The organism is Pseudomonas gessardii (genome assembly GCF_001983165.1).
Classification (GTDB): Bacteria; Pseudomonadota; Gammaproteobacteria; order Pseudomonadales; family Pseudomonadaceae; genus Aquipseudomonas; species Aquipseudomonas gessardii.
Genome location: NZ_MNPU01000010.1, coordinates 81,748 through 102,577 on the forward strand (window position 1 = coordinate 81,748; position 20,830 = coordinate 102,577).

Sequence of the window (20,830 nt, forward strand, 5' to 3'; positions counted from 1 at the left end):
GCTTCCCGCGTTATCGTTGCACGCGGCACAAGGTCTGGCTGCCCGGTTGCAGGAAGGGCGTGAGCACCGGCGCCATGCCCTTGAGGACCTGCACCGGCAGGGCCGAGGTAAAGGTGAAGTTCTGCGCCGAGCTGCCGGGGACGAAGGCGGTCAGGGTGCCAAAGTGGCGTTCGCCGATGTAGAACACAAAGGTCGCGGTGCGGCTGATGGCCTTGGAACTGAGGACCCGGCCACCGGCGCCGATGGCTTCGAGGCGGTTGTCACCGGTGCCGGTCTTGCCGCCCATGGCCAGTGGCGTGCCGTCGGCCAGCTTGAAACTGCCGGCCACGCGCTTGGCGGTCCCGGCATCCACCACCTGGGACAGTGCCTCGCGCAGGGCCTGGGCGACTGCGCTGGGCATCACCCGCTTGCCGCGAGCGGGGTCGTTGACCAGGCGTGTCTCATAGGGTGTGCCTGCGGCAAAATGCAGGCTGTCGATCCGCAGCGTCGGCTGACGGATGCCGTCGTTGAGAATAATCCCCACCAGTTCCGCCAGTGCGGCCGGGCGGTCGCCCGAGCTGCCGATGGCCGTGGCGAGAGACGGCACCAGATGGTCGAAGGGGTAGCCGACCTGTTGCCAGCGCTGGTGGATATCGAGGAAGGCCTCGACCTCTAGCATGGTGCGGATGCGACTGTCCCGGGCACTTTTGTGCCGGCTTTTGAACAGCCAGCTGTAGACTTCCTGGCGCTCGTGCCGGCTGGCCGCTACCGCCTGGGTGAAGGTGGCGTCGGGGTGCTGGAGCAGGTAGCCGAGCAGCCATAAATCCAGGGGGTGGACCTTGGCGATATAGCCCTGGTCCGGCAAGTCATAGGCCCCGGGGCCATAGGCCTGGTACAGCGTGGCGAGGCGTTCGTCGCTGAGCTTTTCGCGGGTCTGGGCGCCACCTAAGTGGGCCCGCACAAAGCGGTTGAAGCTCTGCTGGCTGGCCTGGGGCAGCAGGTAGCGGTGCACGGCGGCCAGGCGGATAGCAGTGGGGTGCAGGCTGTCGAGGAAGGTGTCGAGCCGCGCCTGGGTGTCCTTGTTGCGGTATTTTTTCCAGAAACGCAGGAGAAACGTGGTGCCCTCGCGGTCGGCGAACCGGGCCAGGTATTCCTGGCGGCGCGGGTCGCTGTCGTCCTTGAGCAACTCGGCGCTGTTGTGCGGGCCCTGGTAGGTGCTGTAGCGCACCAGGTCGCGCATCAGGCGAATGAACGGCAGGTTGATCGACTCGCGCAAGGCTTCGCGCAGGGTCGGGTTGCGGCCATTGTCTTCATTGCGGAAATTATGGAAATGATGCAGGCCGCCGCCGGTGAAGAAGCTTTCGCCGGGGCTGGCGGAGTAATGCCGGTCCAGGGCGGCATCGAGCATTTTGGGCAGGCCCTGGTCGCGGTTTTGCGCCAGGTAATCCAGGGCCCAGCGTGACAGGCGGTCCTGCTCGTCGATGGGGGTTTTTTGCAGGGCGGCGGGGGTTTGCCCGGCGTAGCGGCCGTGCAGTTCACTGATGATTTGCAGGTAAGTGGTCAGCACCCGCAACTTGGCGGTGGAGCCCAGCTCCAGCTTGCTGCTCTCGTTGAGGTCGAATGGCTGGTCGGTGTTGTCGGTCTGCACCCGGACCCGGGCGCCGTCTGCGGTCATCTCGTACAGGGTGAAGCTGTAGCGTACTTGCGCGGTGCTGGCGGGGGTCAACAGGCGTGGGCCGAGCAGCCCGAGCTGGCCGGCGAAGGCCGGGTCGGCCAGGTGCTTGAGGTAGGCGGTGGCCTGGGTTTGCAGGTCGCTTTGCAGGGTGCTGGTGGCGGCCAGGTCGAGGCGGTCGAGGTCGTACAGCGGGCGATCGAGCAGGGCGGCCAGGCGGCTGCGGGCAACGCTGATGCCCTTGTTGGTCTCGATTGGCTGCAGCGTTGGTTGCTGCTGCCAGTCGCGGTAATTTACCGTGCTGGCCAGTGCAGCCTTGGCCAGCGCCGGGTCGATTACCGTGTTTTGCGCCAGCAGGCGGATATGGCTGTCGGTCAGGCTCGCCAGTTCATCCCGGCCCTTGGACAGATAGTGGGAAGGCCGGCGCTGGGCAATCATCAGGGACAACACCTCACGCAGGGCCAAGCCTTTGAGCGCGAGGTTGTTGGCGGTGTGGTCGTTGAGCAAGGTATTGGTCTGGTTGAAGTCGGCGCCGTACCACACGCGCAGGCCCTCGGCCAGGCCGTGCACCTCGCCGTGGCCGGGCACGGCGGACAGCGGCACGCTATTGAGGTAGTCGCGCACGATGTCTTGCCGGGCCGCCAGCGTCTGCGGGCCGCCCTGGTAGGTGCGCACACTGGCGGAAATCATCTGGCGGATTTTCTCGCCGCCGGACAGCGTCAGCCCCTCGGGGGAGTGACGATACTTCTCCAGCTGGGTGGCCAGGGTACTGCCGCCCGCTGTCTGGCCCGGCAGGTGCAGCCAGCGCGCCAGTTGCGACCAGGCTGCCTTGGCAAAACGTGGCCAGTCCACGGCGGGGTTGGCCTGGGGTTGGGCCGGGTCCAGCAGGTCGCGGTTCTCGATAAACAGCAGGCTGTCGACCACCACGGGCGGGATGGCGGCAAAGCTTGGATAAAACTGCTGCGGGTAACGGTATTGGTACAGTGCCTGGGCGCGGCAATCGGTGATCGACAGGCCGGCCTGGATCTTCTCGCGATAGGGCACGAACAGGCCATGGCCGGTGTAGTCGAGCAGGGCCGTGGAGAACTGCGCCTGCTGCTCGACCCGGTAATTGCGCTTGAGCAAGCGCGGCAGGAACTCCCCCAGTGCGCTGTAGCCCAGGCGTTTGTCGAAGGGGCCGTTGCCCGGGTAGACAATGGCGTCGCTGGGGCCGGGCCGCACCTGATAGGTCAAGGTGGCCGCAAGCCGGCTGAATTCACGGGCCTGCCATGTGGATGTGCGCATTTCCCGGGAGGCGGCATAAGCCAGTGCCAGCACGCCCATCAGCAGCAACAGCCACAACAGGCGCCAGGCAAAGCGCGGCTTGCGGGGCTTTTGGGGCAATGGCGGTTCATCCGTGCTGTCGGTTGGCACCGCAGCCTGGGTCGAATCGGTTTGCCAGAGAGCGCCCATAGTCGATTGATCCATTCACGCAGATTGATCGGACTTGCCTGAAGCTTAGCCGCTGATTGGCGCCCGCAAGGAATTTGTCTGCCCACGGCCCGGGCGGCCCATAACCGACTACCACCGTGGCCGGCAGGCGCTGCCTATCGTGCAGGTCCAATCGGACCTTTTCCCTGCGTCCGTCACCAGGAAGCCCCATTCCATGCCTCAAGCGACCTCATTGCGGCGTGCTCATATCGAGCAGATCGTCAGCCTGTTTTCGGCCGTCCCCACCCTGCGGCAAGTGGCTGTCAGCCAAGTGCAGGCGGCGCTGGATCAGCGCCACCCCTCTCTCAATCTGTTGGCCGAGCGCGTTGCCATCGGCACCCCCCGGCAGGCTGGCGAATACCACTACAGCCGGCTGGCGGACGAAGTATTGATGCGCCTGGCCTGCGCCCGCCCGCTGCGCTATGTCGAGGATCACCACCAGGTGCTGCTGCGCCAGCGGGAGGTCTATGGGCCAGGCGGGCCGGCGCTGGCCGACATCGAGCAACTGGTCAATCAGCTCGGGCCGGACCTGTTGCAGGCCTGGTTGGTGCGGTTGCAGGACTGGTGGCGCGAGACGGTGCCGGTGGACACCACCCGCTGGGCGTACCTGTCCGATGATTTGCTGATGCTGCTGTATGACAGCCAGAAGCCTGCGGGCATGGATGAGCAGCAGTTTTCCAGGCTCTTTCCCCGTGCCTTGCTGCGTGCCAGCCGCCCCGACCGCCAGTGGAGCGTGCAGGGCACTGCATTGAAGGTGCAGGCCCTGTTTGTCCGGCGCCAAGGCAGCGCGCAAGTGCCGCAGATGCTGCCGCTGTTGGTGCTTGACCACCGGATGTTCGGGGCTGAGCTGCGCACGCTGCTGCTGTTCAGCCCGGCCACGGGGCTCCACCCGTTGGCGCAGCTGGAGGAGGTTGCGCCGTTGCTGGCCGGTTATGTGGGCCCGCGCCTGGCTGGCGCGGCGCTGGAGTGGTTTGCCGAGGAGCCCGTGGGCGACCCGTTCGATGCCCTGGCAGCCAGTTATGCCGAGCGCCAGTGCACAGAAGTGCTGGCCATCGACCGCACCGTGCCGCGCACGCCCGATCAGTACCAGGCACTGCTCGATTATGTGACAGACCCCAACCGCTGGTTCGAGTCCGTGCTGACGCCGCTGCAACTGCGCATGCAGGACGAATTGCCGCTGTGGCTGGCCCACGCCTCGCCCCAGGACAGCCTGGCCTACGCAGGCGAGCTCCAGGCCCTGGTCCAGGCACAGGCCGAGGCGGCCGGCAAGACCTTCCTTGACGGGATCGAGCCACTGCGCACCTTTGCCGCCAAGGCGCTCAAGCGCTGTCTCGGCACAGACTCCCGGGCCCACGGGATTGCACCGGATGACATTGAGCTGACCTACACCCTCGTAACGGCCGCCGTGTTGCCCGGCGGCTTTACCAGTGGCGATGTGCATTCGCAGAACTTGAGCCTGACGGACCTGGCCCTGGAAAACCTCGGCGGCTTTCCCCACACGCCGTCCCGGATCCGGCTCAAGGGGGCCACGGCCCCCGGGTGGTTGACTGCGGCACTGCTCACCGGCTGCGTGACCGAGGTGGACATCGGCCAGGTTTACCCGGAGCTGCTGCGGCAAAAACTGATCAACGACCCGGCCGAACGTACCTGGCGCGCAGCGTTGTTTACCCGGCAACTGCGAGCACAACTGCCGTTACTGGCGCTGGAAATGCAACTCAAGGGCGAAGGTGGCCTGACCCAGGCCGGTTACCGACTGGTGAAGGGCGCGCTCCAGCCCGGCGCGGCTGAGCGCACGGCGGCCATCTGGCCCTTGGCGTTCAAGGCCACGCCCACGGCCACGGCGGATGAAGTGGTCAATATGTATGTGATCGGCCCCCGTGACACTGAACAGGGGCCGCATCTGCTGTACCGCCCCCTGTTCAGCCCGGGCCTGCATGAGTTCGAGTCCCTGGCGCAGTTGCTGGACGCCATTTGCGAGCCGGGCGAGCTGCAGGCCGGCATCCTGGCCTGGATGGCCCCGGACCGCCAGGCGGTGTATGCCCAGGGTGGGTTTTTGGAGCCCCATATACGACGCTTTCTGGCGGGGGATGAGTTCAGTGTGCCCGAGCGGCCTGCGCCGGCCCGGCTCAGCAAACGGGTGGCCGATGGCGATCCGCTGCCCCGGTTGTTTGCCTCCACGGCCCAGGCCCTGGTGAGCCTGGCCCAGGCGCAGTCGGTGTCGAACCGCGAGCAACGCTGGGCCACGCTGAAGACGGCGGGGTGGCTGCTGTTTGACACGCTGCTGCCCTTTGTTCGCGGGCCCGCCTTGCTGGTGGGCTGGCTGGTGCAGATGCTGGGCAGTGTCAAGCAGGATATGCTCGCCTTGGCCGAGGATGATCCGGCGGCTCAAGCCCAGGGTGTCACGGACCTGCTGACGAATCTGGTGATGGTACTTGCCTATCGCGCGTCGCCCCATGAGTGGCCGGCGCCCCTGGACCGGCAGCACCCGGCCTTTGCCCGCACGCGCCTGGTCAAGCCCGCGCCGGCGGTGGTGCGCGGCCCTGAAAGCGTACAGCTGGATTCGCCCTACCGCTGGTGCAATGCCCGTGAAACCATGACCGGCCCCATGCAGGCACGGCTGCAAGCCATGAGCCTGAAGGCCTTTGCCGCGCCATGGCCGCGCATCCTGCCTGGGGCTGAGACCACGGGGCGCTTGAAAGGCCTGGTGCGGGATGCCACGTCGGTCCCGCCGCAATGGCAGGCCCTGGTCCGGGGCCATCTGTACCGGGTCGAGGTCACCGGCAGCGGCGTCGAGGTGACGAACGCCGATGGCTCGGTGCGCGGCCCCTTGCTTAAGTCTGGCAGGGATGGCACCTGGGATGTGGACCTGCGTTTGCGCTTGCTGGGCGGCCAGCCCGACAGCCCGCAGGAACCGCTGGCCCCTGAGGCCCGCCGCCTGCAACTGGAGCAGGATTATGCTCGTTACGCCCAGCGGCGGGAGGCGGCCAACCGGGCCATGATGGTCGCCCGGCAGTTGAGCACCCGCGAGTCGACGGGTATCACCGAGCAGCAGCGGGCTGCAGCACAGGAGCGCTACGGCCAGGAGCTGCACAACAAATTGCAGGCTTCGCTGCTTGAGCTTCAGTGCCTCAAGGACTTGCAGGCCATCAAGTCCCGTGCGGGTTATGAGCGCGAGCTGTGCACCCTGCTCGAAGGGGTAATCCTCAACCTGCAGCAGTTGCTCCAGCACGCCCGTGGGGTGGCCGTTGCGATTCACGCCCGGCTGGTGCCGGCCTTGCGCCTGGTAGAGCACGAGAGTGAAGAAGAGGCCCAGTCCACGATCAACCAACAAGCCCACCACACCATCCTGCAAGGCTTGCAGCAACTGGCTGACAGCAATGAGCAAGCCATCCGCTGGCGCAGCCTGGAGCTTGGCTCACTGGATGAACTCGGCCGCGTTCCAAAATATGGCCGCGACACCGTCGAGGCCTTGCACCAGGGGCGGCGGGAGGGGCCCAGTGTCCTGGAGTTGCAGTCGTTGCAGGTCTCGGCACTGTGGGCGGTGGCGATCAATAACGAAGGCCCCCAGATGGACGAGGAGTTCTTGCACAGCCTGAACGACACGGTTGATCGGGCCCGCTGGGCCAGCGGTTCCCAGGCGCAACTGGATGAGTTGGCGCCCCAGAGCCCGCCATTGCGTCTCGAATTATTGGAGAGCTTCGACCGGGTGTATGCCCAGACCGATGACCGGATTGAGTTCTGGCGGGCGATGGAGCCCGATCAATTCAACCTCGGTTACCTGGACAAACTGCAGCAGCTGTTCGCCCAATTGCATCTTCAGGTCCAGCACGAGCTGGCCGCCACCCTGGCGCCGGCGGCACCGACCCCGGCACCGACTGTGGCGCGGCCCCGGCAGAAAAAGATCATCCGCACCCGCAACCGGGACATGTATGTGGCTCAGGTCCAGGTGATGGCTGGTGAGCAGCCGGTCGAAGTGGCCCAGGTCACGGATGCGCGGGACGAGGTGATCGCCTCGTTTGTCCAGGCTGCCGACGGCATCTGGGAGCCGCTGCAGAAAACCCAGGCCCGACGCACCGCATCGGCGCCGAACCTGAACCGCTTGCTTGAGCACGGGCAGGCACTGCGGGCCCAGGTGGACAAGGCGATTGCCGAGGTGTTGAAGATGGCGGGCAAGGCCAATGAACCACAGTCGCTGCAAGATATCCTCGAACAACGCGCCGACAAGCTGCGCCGGTGTGCCGACGCCATCCAGCAGCGCCTGTTGCACAGTGAGCCGCAGCGGCTGGCGGCCACACAAAAAGCCCGGGCCAGGACCGAGGCCGATGAGCTGCGGGCTGCCGCCAGCCGTTTGTCGGAGCAGGGCTTGCAGGCACGGCTCAACGCAATCAGGGCCCGCCCGCCGACCCAGGGAGGGTTGGAAGTACTGGTCATGCATGATGAAGTGCGGATTTTCCGACAGGGCGCGCGGGTCGCGCTGGCCGGTCGCGCCAATGACTGGCTGCAAGCCTATGTGGTGCTGGATGTGCACTCCCGCCAGGCGTTGTGCTACGGGCACTTTCACTATGAACGGCCGAGCGGGCCGGACGATCACTTTACCGCCGCGCACCTCAAGACCCCGGCCCAGCACCGGCTGGGCAAGCAGTCTCAAGCCCAGGCCCAGGCCCAGGCATTTGCCAGCCTCCAGGCCGGGCAGGGCGGGCGCGTGACGCAGACCCTGGCGATTCACCGTGGCGAAGTCAACTTGCGCATGGCGCGCAAGCTGTTCTTCGACGCACCGGCCTGGGTTGACGGCGAAGTACCGTTCTAGAGCCCTTGCGATGAGTAAATGCGACTAGGGTAGGGGCATGACGCTGCACCATGGCTGTGCAATACTCGCCGCCGTTTTCCGCGGAGAATGGCGATCCGGGCAGATATTGCGCCGCCGTCATATCGGCTTTTGCCGAGAGTTCTCGCTGAATATTGCCGTTTATTGAGTGAAAAGCTCTGTAGCGGGCTTTTTATACTGCATACCCGCTGATCTGGCCGGTTTTTCCTGTCAGACGGATCTGCCCATAAGGCAGGTCCGGTTACCGAGGCGTACGAGCCCACCCGCTGGTACGCCTGATACTCGGTGGTTCAATCCAATAACAAAATGAGGTTGTACCCCTATGCCTGCTGGCAACCACCTGCCCCACGGCGAGACCGCTTCAGGCGGCCCGCTCAAACGCGAACTCGGCGAACGGCATATTCGCTTGATGGCGCTCGGCGCCTGTATCGGTGTCGGCCTGTTCCTTGGCTCGGCCAAGGCCATCGAAATGGCCGGCCCGGCAATCATGCTGTCGTACATCATCGGCGGCCTGGCGATCCTGGTGATCATGCGCGCCCTTGGCGAGATGGCTGTGCATAACCCGGTGGCCGGCTCCTTCAGCCGCTACGCCCAGGACTACCTCGGCCCGTTGGCGGGCTTTCTGACCGGCTGGAACTACTGGTTCCTGTGGCTGGTGACCTGTGTGGCGGAAATCACGGCGGTGGCCGTGTACATGGGCGTCTGGTTCCCCGATACGCCACGCTGGATCTGGGCCCTGGCCGCCCTGCTCAGCATGGGCACCATCAACCTGATCGCCGTGAAGGCCTTTGGTGAATTCGAGTTCTGGTTCGCCCTGATCAAGATCGTCACCATCATTGCCATGGTCATCGGCGGCGTCGGCATCATTGCCTTTGGCTTTGGCAACGACGGCGTGGCGCTGGGGATTTCCAACCTGTGGACCCATGGCGGCTTTATGCCCAATGGTGTGCAGGGGGTGTTGATGTCCCTGCAAATGGTGATGTTCGCCTACCTGGGCGTGGAAATGATCGGCCTGACCGCCGGTGAAGCGAAGAACCCACAGAAGACCATCCCCAATGCCATTGGCTCGGTGTTCTGGCGCATCCTGCTGTTCTACGTCGGTGCGTTGTTCGTGATCCTGTCGATCTACCCGTGGAATGAGATCGGCACCCAGGGCAGCCCGTTTGTGATGACCTTCGAGCGCCTGGGCATCAAGACCGCCGCCGGTATCATCAACTTCGTGGTGATCACCGCTGCGTTGTCGTCGTGCAACGGCGGGATCTTCAGCACCGGGCGCATGCTCTACAGCCTGGCGCAGAACGGCCAGGCCCCGGCGACCTTCGGCACCACTTCCAGCAACGGCGTACCGCGCAATGCGCTGCTGTTGTCGATCTTCGCCTTGCTGTTGGGCGTGCTGCTCAACTACCTGGTGCCGGACAAAGTCTTTGTGTGGGTCACGTCCATCGCCACCTTCGGCGCGATCTGGACCTGGGTGATGATCCTGCTGGCCCAGCTCAAGTTCCGCAAAAGCCTGAGCCCCGCCGAGCAGAAAGCCCTGAAGTACCGCATGTGGCTGTACCCGGTCAGTTCGTACCTGGCCCTGGCATTCCTGGTACTGGTGGTGGGCCTGATGGCGTACTTCCCGGATACCCGCGTGGCGCTGTATGTCGGGCCGGTGTTCCTGCTGTTCCTGACCGTGCTGTTCTACGTGTTCAAGCTGCAACCGACCCAGGCCGGCCAGGGTTCCCAGCGTTCGGCATAACCTCTTGACGCCTGGCCTGCCTGTTTTGCGACAGGCAGGCCAACACCGGCTCAGACATGCAGCAACGTCCGTTGCGTGCCCTCGGTCAACTGGCGCACCAGCCGGTTGTGTTCGTTCGTTTCCTCATCGGCCAGCAACTGGCGCCGCTCTAGATACTCCTGCGAACGGTGGTCTGACACTTCCTGATCCAGCACATTGACCTTGTAGGTGATGGTGCCCTTGACGGTGAAAAAGGCCTCCGGCTCGCTGCTGGCCAGATACTCGATCCAGAACTCAGTCATCAGGATCGCCTCCTGCAGGGCCGCTGATCGACCGAGGCGCTGCAGGGTTCTGCGTGCGTCACCGACCACCTCGTCGGTGACATAGTCATCAACGGTGTACAGCAGATCCAGTGGGTAAAACGGCAAGTTGAATTCACCGGCCAGTTTGCTGCGCAGGTACACGGTGACCTCGGCCGGATCGACTTCCAGCCCGGCCCGCTCGCGTGCAAGCACGAACTGGTCGGCAAAGTGATCCAGCTGATTGAGGTAGAAGCAGCTCTTGGCCAGCTCCAGCAAGGTGCGGTCGGCCAGGTAGCTCCTGGGCTGTAGCTTGGCCTGATGGATACGGTGATGCAGCTCCATATTGGTAAAGGCCAGCAGCACACTGTCGCCACAGTTGCCGGAACCGTAGGTGTTGAGGCAGACCGTGTTGCGCAACTGCGTTGACTCGCCCATGGCGATCAGCAGGGTCCAGACCCGCTCGGTCAGGCGTATTCTGGAGGCGGTGTTGCGGTAGGCATGGGTCCTCTTCAAATCACGCAGCACCCGGAACACATCATCGGCACTTGCTGTTTCATTGGCTTTCAACTGCTCCCACAGTTGTCGACGTGCCGCCACGTCGTCAGCCGCAACGCCTGTCAGCCAAGTGTCGAGATCATTGGCCATTGCCGGGGCGTGGGCGGGTGTCTGCAACTGCCCGCCCAGGCGAATACCGGTGCTGAGGCGGTAGGCGTCGATGCTGGCCAGGGTCTCGGCGGACAGTGGGTTTTCGTGCAGCAGGGTATTGCGATTGGCCGTTTGCAACCAGGGGTTGGTGAAGACCTCGTCGGGAATGGTGGTGATCGCATTGGCCTGCAAGTGCAGTTCCACCAGGCGCGGCAGTGCGCTGGCGCCGATGGGCCATTGCGTGATGCCGGTATTGGCCAGACGTAGCGTATCCAAGTGCACCATCCGGCTGACATCCGGCACGAGGCTCAGGTCCGGGTTGTCGTTCAGGTCCAGTTTCTGCAGGTTGACCATGCCTGCCAGGCGTTGCACGGACTCTGCGGTCAACCGCAGGTCGTTGTCGTTCAGGTCAAGGTGGGTGAGGCTGGTCATCTCGGTGATCGCACTGGGCAGTTCGGCCAGGCGACAATCGAGGCGCAGGGCCTTGAGCTGGGTGAATTTGGCCAGGAACTGCGGCCCCGAGTCGGGGAAAGCATTACCGGAAATACGCAGGTATTGAATGTGATTGAAGCCGCTGGTGCCCGCCAGGAAAGAGGCCGGCGGCAAGCCCTCGTCGTCCAGTTGCAGCTCCAGGGACGGCACGTTGAACAGCCCGGCAATGTAGAACGTGGCGTTTTCGCGGCGCCATGCACTGCGCAGTTGGTAGGCGATATGCCGGCGTCTGCCGCGGTTGATGCCCAGGGGGTCGTTGAGTTCGTTGTCGGCTGGGGTCAGGGTTTCGCTCCAGCGCGACAGCTCCACATCCATGGCCTGATACTCGGCCTGGCGGCGTTCCAGCTCGAGCAGTTTTTCCGGGTCAGTCATGTTCAATGACTGCAAGAAGCGCCGGGCGTCATCATTATTGAAATGGGGATAGAGCTCCTGGGTCTTGGCCACCAGGTCCGGTGGCCGGGGCCCACGAAACGGCCAGATGCGCTGCCAGAGCGGATACACCAGGAACGAGCGGTCCAGGCCCATGGCCGGTTGCATCCAGGGTTGCAGGTGCGGGATATCCAGCAGGCCCTTGATTTCCACGCGGCGGGCGAAGGCCAGTTCGGCGAGCTGGTTGTGCAGGTCGCTGATGCCGGCTTCAGTGTCCACCTCAAGGCTGACCTGCTCGGCGGTAGACAAGGTACTGAGAATGACCCGCAGCAACCTGATCGAGGGTTGGCCCAGGCGCGCACCCTGCTGGTCGTAGGCTTGATAACCGCGATTGGTCCGGGCCACGGTCTTGCGTGATGAACCGACCAACGACCCCGCCGTTTCCAGCAAGCGCCCCTGGTTGTCCCGTTCACGGATATCGATACGCAGGTTGCTTGGCCATGCGGGTAGGGAGCGGAGCAGGTACAGAGTAATCCGGTCGCTGTCGGCATTGGCGCAGGCGTCTACAAACAGGCCTTCAAAGGCACGATTGAGGCGCAAGTCGTGGGCACTCAGGCGCGCCTGTTCATGAAGGCGCAGGCTCAACTGGTCTTTCTCATGCAACTGTTTGAGCTCGCGCGACGTGGCGTGGCCGAGAATCGCCTTGACCGTACTGTTGGGCAACTCCGGGTGCTTGGCCTTGAAACGGCGTTCTTGCGCGGTGCCGTCGGACTCGCTGCGCAGGTACAAGGACTGCAGGATTTGCGTGCGCTCCCGGTCGGTGTATTCAACGATCCGGGTAATCAACTGGAACAGGCGCTGTTCCTGGGTCTTGGGCAGCTCACCGAGCAGAGCCTGGGCCAGGTCGTCATCGCTGACGAGTTTGTCCAGGAGCCCGGAGCTCTCCAGGTCCTGGTCGGTGGCACTCACCACCTGGGCGTCGGGCCGATGCCGGGCGGGGTATCTGAGGGGCGTGTCCCGGCCGGCAACTTCCAGAACGTGGCTGTCGGGCCAACCGGGCAGGCTGGAGATCACCAGCAACAGCAGGTTCGGGTGGGCGAAGGGGGCCTGGGTGGACAGCTCATACATCGCCTCGATAAACCGGTTGATTTCCTGGTCGAGGCGCAAACGCTTGCAGGTATCGGCCAGTAGTGGCGGCGACGGCCGGCCGCTTCGGTGTATCTGGCGCAACACATGGGGCGGGGTGTCGGTCAGGGCCAGAATGGTTTTGGCGGTGTTCTTGGGGAGCGCATAGTGGTCGCCCCCGAGGCGATAGAGCAGGCTGTGATCGTCCCACCCCATGGGATTTTCGCTGGACAGGCGCCACGCCCCATGACCGTTGTGCTCCAGGGTCGGGGTGTCGACGCCGATTTTTTGCGGGTGCTTGAGCCGCCATTTGAAAGCCCGGTTGTCATAGACAATCCGGTACCAGGAGCCGAACAGGGGCAGGTAATGGTCGCCTTCAAGGGGGAACAGGCCGAGGGCGTCGGGCTGCAGCTTTTGTGGTAGGGCCAGGGTGTGCTCGTATTGTGCCAGTGAACCGCTGGCCAGCCTGACAAAGCCTTCCGGGCCGCGCTGGTGGCTCATGTAGTCGCCCAGGGTGGTGCGCAGGCCCATGGCGTCGGTTGCGTTGGCCATGCCCAAGCGTTGTCGCTCATGGGGTTGCAGGACCGAACCGATGGCCAGGTAGAAACTGTCCACTGCCGGTGATACGGCAATCGTGCCGGCATTGCGCATGTCATAGGCCTCATAGACGCCCTCGCCGAAGTGGCGCAGTTCCACGGTGAGGTCATCCGGGCCACTGGAGCGATAAGGCTTGGCAATGGCCCCCGCGAGCACTTCGGTGATGACGAAGTGGCGCTTGAGGCGGCGGCGGATCAACGCCGAGGCGAACTCCCGGCCCCATTGATCGGCATCGTTGTTGAACTGTCGGGGGTGATACAGCGCGTCGATGGCGGCGTCGATGCGCAGGGCGGTGCGGTGGTTATCCAAGCGTTCAAAAAAGGCCACCGGCAATACCCCTTCTTGCAGGTAGGCCTGCTGTTGGCGCGGGGTCAGCGGATGCTGTTCCAGCAGCCGCACTAGCAGGGCCGGTGACAGTGGGCTGTTGAGGTCACGCAGCTTTTTCAGAAAAGGCGTGACGGCGACCGGCGACTCCGATGCCTTGACCGGTAGGAAGCGCCTGACGCTGGGCGGTGGCAGTTGCTCGCTTTTTTCATAACCGGCGTAACTCACCAGCGCGGCGAACAGGGCCAGGCGTTCACGCCGCGCCAAGTCTACGATGGCACGGCGTACCGCCATGATCCGCTGTGTGGGCGTGGCATCGGCTTGGGTCGCCAGACCCAGTTGCGAGGTATCGGGTTGCAGGCTGATGACCAGGCCCAACAAGGGGTCGGCGCGATAGGGCGGTGGGCTGCGATCCTGTTCGGCCTGGTAGCTGCCGTCTTCGTTACGGATGATCGTAAGGGTCGTGGTCTCGGGCATCGGCGGTACGCTCTTGCCGAAGGTTTCGATCACGCTGTGTTGTGGGTCGCTGATGCTCAGCAGGGTCGCGGCGGGCCATTCGGGCAACTGGGTCAGCAGGCAGAGCACCACACTCTCGCCATAGGGCGGCAAGTAGCCGGCTTGATCAAAGTGCTCGATGATCTGTTGGATCATCTGGTCGGCCTGTAGGCGCCGCACGCCTTCGATCAGGTTCAGGGGGGCCGGTTCGCCGCGCCAGACATTCTCCAGGGCGATGCGGGAGGTGGCGGTGCTGCGCAGCATGCGCTCCAGGTCGAGCACGGGGATGATCGACGAACCATTGGGCAGCATCCGTTGCAGCAACTGGGTATCTGACAGGGCCCGGGCGTCATGCAGGTCGAAGGTCCAGGCCTGCAGCGCCGGATCCAGCACAATTGGGGGCTTGTAGGGGCTGCGACTGTTCTTGAGCACGTAGCGCTGATGGTGTTGGTCGTGGGTGACCTCTGCCACCAGGGTCTGGTGCTCGTGGTGCAGCTTGACGTATTGCTTGCCTTGCACCGTGAACACGCACAGGGCATCGGGGTTTTGCCCTTCGAGCAGGTATTGCTGGTCGTGGGCGTAGGGGCGGGCGTCGGGTTTCCACAATTCATCCACGCCGTCGGGGCGCGTGACTTTGCGTGGGTTGCCCAGCCGCCGCAGGTGCTCCAGCATGCGCTGGCGATGGGCGCTGCCGGCGACGCTGATCAAGCGCCCGCTGACGGCCAGGTCGGCGACATCCGTCAGGGTCTGGGCGAAGCTGCTGGCGTCGCCCTTGACGGCTTCATTCAGGCCCACGCTGACGCTGTAGGTCATGCTGCCCAGCACCGCCAGTTGCATGCCCCGGTTCATCCCTGTGACCCCGCCGGGCAGCGGGGTGAGCAGCAGTTGCAGGACTTCGGAGGCGATGGCGGCGGTAGCGTCCTTGACGGCTTGCCAGTCGGTTTCGGAGCGGGTGTTGGCCAGGGTGTCCATATCGGCCTGGCAGCGTTGGATCTGGCGATAGGTCAGGGCTTGCAGGATGGTTTTGGCAGGGCCGGAGGGTGGGTCGGTGGCGAAGCGAATATCGTTGAGCGTCTGTTCCGGGAAGGCTTTGTGAAAGCCGTCATACAGGAGCCCGCCCAGCCAGCTCATGCCCTCGGGACGTGGTTCCTGGGTCAGTAAGGACTTGAACACCGACAGGCCCACCAGCGGCAATTGTCGGGAGAACCAGCCCAGGTCGCCTTGCTGGTGACTGTCGAGCAACTGCTGGCGGAAGTCGGCCTCGGCCGAACGGGCGTCGCTGTGGTAGCGAAATGCGCCGCCGGGGCGGAAAGGGAAATACGACAGCACCCCGAGGCTGGCCACCCGGATCAGCAGCAAGGGCACTGGAATCGCACTTTCCCAGGGTACGAAGGGCACGGCGATCAGGGGGGTGACGCCGCCGGTCAAGCTCAGGCTGTCGACAGGCAGTTGCGGGCCGCTGCCGTCGAGCGATGCCCTGAGGCTGTCGTACACCACCTGGGTCAGGCCGTTTTGCGCACGGTTGCGCCAGGCGTCCAGCACGTCAAAGTGCAACAGGGCCAGCGCCGCCTCGCCCATCAACCGGCGCAACGTGCCGTTCTCGCCAAGGGCGGCCCTGATCTTCCCTTGCAATTGATGACCCAGGTCCAGCTCACGGGCAATGGCGATGAACTCCCGGGCGCCGAGGCTGCGATCGCCGTCGGGGCCGACCACTGTGCTGGCGTCCACCAGGCTATAGCCGGAGTCCTGGCGAATGGCGGAAGTGAAGCCGAAATTCACACAGGCCGCGTCCCACAACGACAGGCTCTTGATGTGTTCGACGTAGCGCAGATCCTGATCGGAGCGCCGGGGCAGCCTGATATGGCTGCCTGGCTGTCGCTCCCAGGGCAAGGGTTGCTCGACCTTCTCCAGGTAGGTGGTCTCGAAGCGATACTGCTCCGGGTCGCGTCCACCGATCCTGTTACGCAACTGCGCCAGGCCGCCGGCCTTGAAGGTGCGGACAAGCCGTTCCTTTTCGGTTTCAACGGCCGCCAGGGCCGTGAGGGCCTGGCGTTGCAGGTGCAGGAAACGTTGTTTTTCCTCGGTGCCTAGGCTCTCCAGGGCCTGGAGCACATTGCGCTGGATCAGCGCCAGCGCCTGTTGCTGGGCCCAGGAGGTACTCGATTGCAGATTGCCGGACAGGCCGTTGAGTAATTGATGAGTCGGCATGCGCTCTACCTTTCACGATAAGTGGAGGGCAGATGGAATCACCGCGCATGCCGCCGGGGGGGCTAACTATTTAACGGGTGGCCGTCCCGGCGCGGGGTCTGGTTCAAGCGCTTGTTGAACTCCAGCCACGCTGCCAACCCGGCCATCAGTACCAGCCCCAGCAGGGCACTGAAAATCTGCATCGGCCAGGCGTCGTTGACCTGGGCGTTGAGCATGTCCGCCAGTGGCGCGAGCAACACCCCCAGGCAGAACACTTCCAGGGAATAGCGGCCCATGCGACAGCTTTGTTGCGCCAGCCAGTTGTGCGTCCAGCCACGGCCGGGCAGCAGCTTGGCGGTGACATAGGCCAGGGCCAGGAAGTGCAGTAAACGTACGGGGGACAGGTCGGTCTTGCTGATGGGGTACAGCAGCTCGCTCAACACGGCGGGCATCACGGCATCATGGATCTGGGGCCAACGCCAGGACAGGGTGATCACCCCAGCCAGCAGTGTGTAGGTCGCCGCGGCCAGAAACACGGGCTGCTGGTGCAAGGCCCGGGTTTGCGGCGCCCGTGGCTGGCCGGCGTGGATCGCCGCCGCGCCGCCGAGTACGAACAGAAACTGCCAGGTCACCGGGTTGAAGTACCACACCCCATCGGCAATTGCCGCCAGGTTCCAGCCCAGCCTTGGCGCCAGCAGGTACACCACCAACGACACCGCCACCACCGCCAGGGGCTTGCGCACCAGCACCGGCAGCACCAGCGGCAAGCCGAGCAAGAGCACGATATACAACGGCAACGGGTCCATCAGGTTGGGCTTGAAGCGCAGCAGCAACTCATCGGTCAGGGCTTGTTGCGGGTTGGTGATGAAATGCGTCAGGCCCATTTCCTGGACCAGGTCGCGGGTTTCCACCTTGCTGTTGGCGAAGAACACGATGCCCATCAGCATCGCCAGCAAGAAGATATGCACCACATACAACACCCAGGCGCGGCGCAGGATTTTCAGGCAGGCCATCCAGTAGCCTTCGCGCTGCAACACCTTGCTGTAGGCCAGTACCGAGGCGTAGCCGGCGAGGAACACGAAGACCTCGGCGGCATCGCTGAAACCGAAGTTACGCAGGGTGATCTGGCCGAGAGGGTTGTGGGGCACGTGATCCCAGAAAATGAAGATCAACGCCAGGCCCCGAAAAAAATCGATGCGTGGGTCGCGTCCGTTAAGCATGGCTGCGGGCTCTTGAACAATTGAGTGAAATAGTGACCCGTGGGGCTTGGCAGTGGTCGAGCCGCACGTCGGGCGGGCGCAGGTTGGCGGTATTTGTAAGCAATTGCAAAGGTTGGGTATTACTGAATGTCTCAATTGTGGGATGGGCTGCTGCCGTTCGTCGTATAACCGCCTCTACCTGTTATTTCTGACAGTAGACGCGGTGTTTTGCGCATGGCTTGCTTGCCCATCGGCTAATGGATAATGAGGCGTGACGGTGGCATGAGCAGGCTATGGACGGGGTTCTCCAGCTACACAGTGATCGGCATCGCCAACACCGTGATCCACTGGCAGGTCTTTTTCGTGCTCAGGGCCGCCTTGGATCTCAGCCAGGCGCTCAGCAACCTTCTGGCTTTTTGCGTAGCCGCGACCTTCTCGTTTTTTGTGAATGCCACGTTCACCTTTGGCGTAGCGGCTTCGGTTGGCCGTTACCTGGTGTTCATGCTGTGCCTGGGCAGCCTGAGCCTGGCGGTGGGCTGGATGGGGGACTCTTGGCGTTTGCCCGGGCTCGTCACGGTGGTGGTGTTTTCCCTTAGCAGCCTGGTGTGTGGCTTCTTGCTGGCCAAGTACCTGGTGTTTCGCAGGCCTGAACCATGAGGCTCTCGCTGATCGTGCCGTTGTTCAATGAAGAGCAGGCGATCGAGACGTTTTACCGCGCCGTACACAGCGAGCCGTCGCTGCAGGCGTATGACGTCGAGATCGTCTTTATCAACGATGGCAGCACGGACCGCACGCAGGCTATCGCCAGGGAGATTGCCCTGCTCGATCACAACGTGGTGCTGATCAACTTCTCCCGCAACTTCGGCAAGGAGGCGGCGCTGTTCGCCGGCCTGGAATACGCCAGCGGCGAGGCGGTGGTGCCGATGGATGTCGACCTGCAAGACCCGGTGCCAGTGGTTGCCCGCTTGATTGATGAGTGGCACAAGGGCGCCGATGTGGTCCTGGCCAAGCGCCGCGACCGTTCCAGCGACAGCTACCTCAAACGCCACAGCGCCTCGCTGTTCTACCACCTGCTCAATCGCATCGCCTACACCCATATCGAAGAAAACGTCGGCGACTTCCGCCTGATGGACCGCAAGGTGGTGGACGTGATCAAGGCGTTGCCGGAGCAGCAACTGTTTATGAAAGGCGTGCTGTCGTGGGCGGGGTTCACGGTGGCCATCGTCGAATATGACCGGGTATCGCGGGTGCTCGGCCAGAGCAAGTTCAACGCCTGGAAACTATGGAACCTGGCGCTGGAGGGCATTACGTCGTTCAGTACCTTGCCGCTGCGGCTATGGAGTTATATCGGTGCTTGCATTTCGTTACTGGCGCTGGGGTATGCGGGGTATTTGATCATCGACAAGTTGCTGTTTGGCAATGATGTGCCGGGCTATCCGTCGTTGATGACGGCGATTCTGTTTTTGGGCGGCGTGCAACTGATCGGGATCGGTATTTTGGGGGAGTATGTGGGGCGGATTTATATGGAGGCCAAGCATAGGCCCAGGTATGTGGTGAAAGATGTTGTCAGGAACATGGCTCGGAGGTAAGTGTGATGTGGAATCAAAGGGAATTGAGTCGAAAAGAGATAGTAATGGTTTTTGTGGTGCTTTCCTTTGTTTATATATACCCCATTGTTCATGCGGATTATGCCTATGTCGATGATAATTGGCGAGCATTGCATCAGGCGCAAGATGCGTGGAGAAATCAAGGCAGAGTCTTGCTTGAGGTGTTGCATAGATTTTTAACGTTTACCGGCGGTACAACCAATATATTTCCTTTGCCGTTGCTGATATCAGTGTTTGCGCTTGCATTGGCAATGACGCGGTTGACCCTGTGGTATTTTACTCGGCCTTGTGTTTTAAGCTGCTTGGTAGTATTGCCAGTTTTATGTAACCCTTTTTTTTTGGGTAATCTGACTTATCAATTTGATGGTCCAGGCATGGTGTTGGCGGTGGTTGCGATTATCTATGCAATTACTTGTAGTATTGAACATGCTGTGTATCGGGGGCTTGCATCAGCATTGTTGATAGCCGTTTCATTGAGTTTGTATCAGCCTACCCTGACGCTGTTTGTTGGCTTGAGTATTGTTGAGTACGTCTGTGGGGTGAAAAATAGGATATCTACCCGTGAGGCGTTGTCATTAACCCTTCAAAGGGTTGCACAACTGATCGGAGGGAGCCTGATCTATGCTCTCACGGCTTACCAGATGGCCGTGGATGGGCGAGGAGAATTGAGTGTTTCTGATACCCGATGGTTTGAGGTAGCGACTAAAAAACTGTCCTTCGCTCTGGAACAGGTTTATTTGCTGATTAACTCAGGGGCAGTTTTTTTTACTGTTCTCTTACTGGTAGTGGCAACGTTTGCTTTTATTTTTTTTATGAAAAATATCTTTGATATGAAAGGTGGGGTAATCAGTAAGTTTATAGCGTTGATTCTGTATTTTCTTGGTCTTCCGATATTGCTGTTGAGTATCCCCGGTATCATGCTGTTTCTTGTCGAGCCGAATCTGGATGCAAGAAGTTATGTTGGATTTTCTGCTGTTTTGGTTTTTGTCTTATATTTGAATTATGAAATGTTAGGGCGAATTTTGCTGGTCGCTCGATGGGTGTTGGTAATTCCGGTGTTGTTCATGTTTGCCTTTTGCTATGCCTACGGTCAGGTGATTATCGCCAAGAAAGAACTTGAAATGGCGATGGCTCAATACATTGCAAAAGACATTGTCTCGGAAAAAGAATTGAAAATGATGCCTGTGTTTTATTTTGTAGGCCCGCAGACGGGAGGTAACTGGCTACCTCGGGGGCACGATGCTATGAACTATATGCCAGCGTTGAGGTATATTTTAAGCACTGCCAATGTGTTACTGCATCCTCATTTTTTTCCTCGGTTGGGAATTAATAATGTCGTTGGCGGTAAGCGTGAGATTTTCAATAAGTTGGTTGTTTTAGATCGCGTGGGTTCGCCTGTGGTGGACAGTAAGTTCTATTCGATTTATGTGACACCCGAAGGTGGATACATTGTCATGAAAGAAATACGCGACTCCGAAAACTACAATGACATCCCCTAGACCCGCTGCCGAATCAATAATCGGCAGCGGGGGATTGTTTAAAACCCATCCATCAACAGCACCCGACACGCCTTGGCCTGATGCGCGTTTATCTGCGGCACCAGCCGGGTGAAGTGCTCGGTCTGGCAGTGTGCATCCAGCGCTGCCTGGTCGGGCCACTGCTCGATAAAGATAAAGTGCCCCGGGTCTTTCTGGTCGACAAACAGATCGTAGGCAATGCACAGCGGTTCCTGGCGGGTTTTTTCCACCAGCTCGGCGTACCAGGGGCGCACGGTGTCCAGGTGTTCGGGTTGGATAAAGTCTTCAGCGATTACCTTCAACAT

Annotated in this window: 9 protein-coding genes; 5 read left to right on the forward strand and 4 right to left on the reverse strand. The window is 62.1% G+C overall.

Annotation, left to right across the window (positions count from 1 at the left end; genetic code table 11):
• Window positions 1–10: 10 nt before the first annotated feature.
• On the reverse strand, window positions 11–3,103 hold the full coding sequence (locus tag BLL38_RS09860) for a transglycosylase domain-containing protein (protein WP_076962394.1): 3,093 nt from the start codon (window positions 3,101–3,103) through the stop codon (window positions 11–13).
• Between the two features lie 193 nt (window positions 3,104–3,296).
• Here BLL38_RS09860 and BLL38_RS09865 point away from each other — a divergent pair, with 193 nt between their 5' ends.
• Window positions 3,297–7,928, forward strand: coding sequence for a hypothetical protein (locus BLL38_RS09865; RefSeq protein WP_076962395.1), 4,632 nt, complete (start codon window positions 3,297–3,299; stop codon window positions 7,926–7,928).
• Between the two features lie 340 nt (window positions 7,929–8,268).
• Complete coding sequence (locus BLL38_RS09870) at window positions 8,269–9,687, forward strand: amino acid permease (RefSeq protein WP_076962396.1); 1,419 nt, start codon at window positions 8,269–8,271, stop codon at window positions 9,685–9,687.
• A gap of 50 nt (window positions 9,688–9,737) precedes the next feature.
• On the opposite strand, the gene BLL38_RS09875 is transcribed toward BLL38_RS09870, so the two are convergent.
• Both BLL38_RS09875 and BLL38_RS09880 read right to left on the reverse strand, forming a co-directional pair.
• A complete protein-coding gene (locus BLL38_RS09875; protein ID WP_076962397.1) occupies window positions 9,738–16,223 on the reverse strand; it encodes an NEL-type E3 ubiquitin ligase domain-containing protein in 6,486 nt (2,161 codons plus the stop codon).
• A gap of 62 nt (window positions 16,224–16,285) precedes the next feature.
• Complete coding sequence (locus BLL38_RS09880; protein WP_076962398.1) at window positions 16,286–17,422, reverse strand: OpgC family protein; 1,137 nt, start codon at window positions 17,420–17,422, stop codon at window positions 16,286–16,288.
• A 261-nt stretch (window positions 17,423–17,683) separates the two neighbouring features.
• Between BLL38_RS09880 and BLL38_RS09885 the strand changes: the two genes are divergently transcribed.
• From BLL38_RS09885 to BLL38_RS09895, 3 genes are read left to right on the forward strand one after another with little or no spacing between them, the layout of a single operon-like run.
• On the forward strand, window positions 17,684–18,058 hold the full coding sequence (locus BLL38_RS09885) for a GtrA family protein (protein ID WP_076962399.1): 375 nt from the start codon (window positions 17,684–17,686) through the stop codon (window positions 18,056–18,058).
• Window positions 18,055–18,990 (forward strand): glycosyltransferase family 2 protein, encoded by a 936-nt coding sequence (locus BLL38_RS09890; protein ID WP_076962400.1) that lies wholly within the window; start codon window positions 18,055–18,057, stop codon window positions 18,988–18,990. The genes BLL38_RS09885 and BLL38_RS09890 overlap by 4 nt, the downstream gene beginning before the upstream one ends.
• A gap of 44 nt (window positions 18,991–19,034) precedes the next feature.
• Window positions 19,035–20,507, forward strand: a complete 1,473-nt coding sequence (locus tag BLL38_RS09895; protein ID WP_165448671.1) for a glucosyltransferase domain-containing protein — start codon at window positions 19,035–19,037, stop codon at window positions 20,505–20,507.
• Window positions 20,508–20,545: 38 nt separating this feature from the next.
• Here BLL38_RS09895 and BLL38_RS09900 read toward each other — a convergent pair whose 3' ends face one another.
• Window positions 20,546–20,830, reverse strand: a complete 285-nt coding sequence (locus tag BLL38_RS09900; protein WP_076962402.1) for a putative quinol monooxygenase — start codon at window positions 20,828–20,830, stop codon at window positions 20,546–20,548.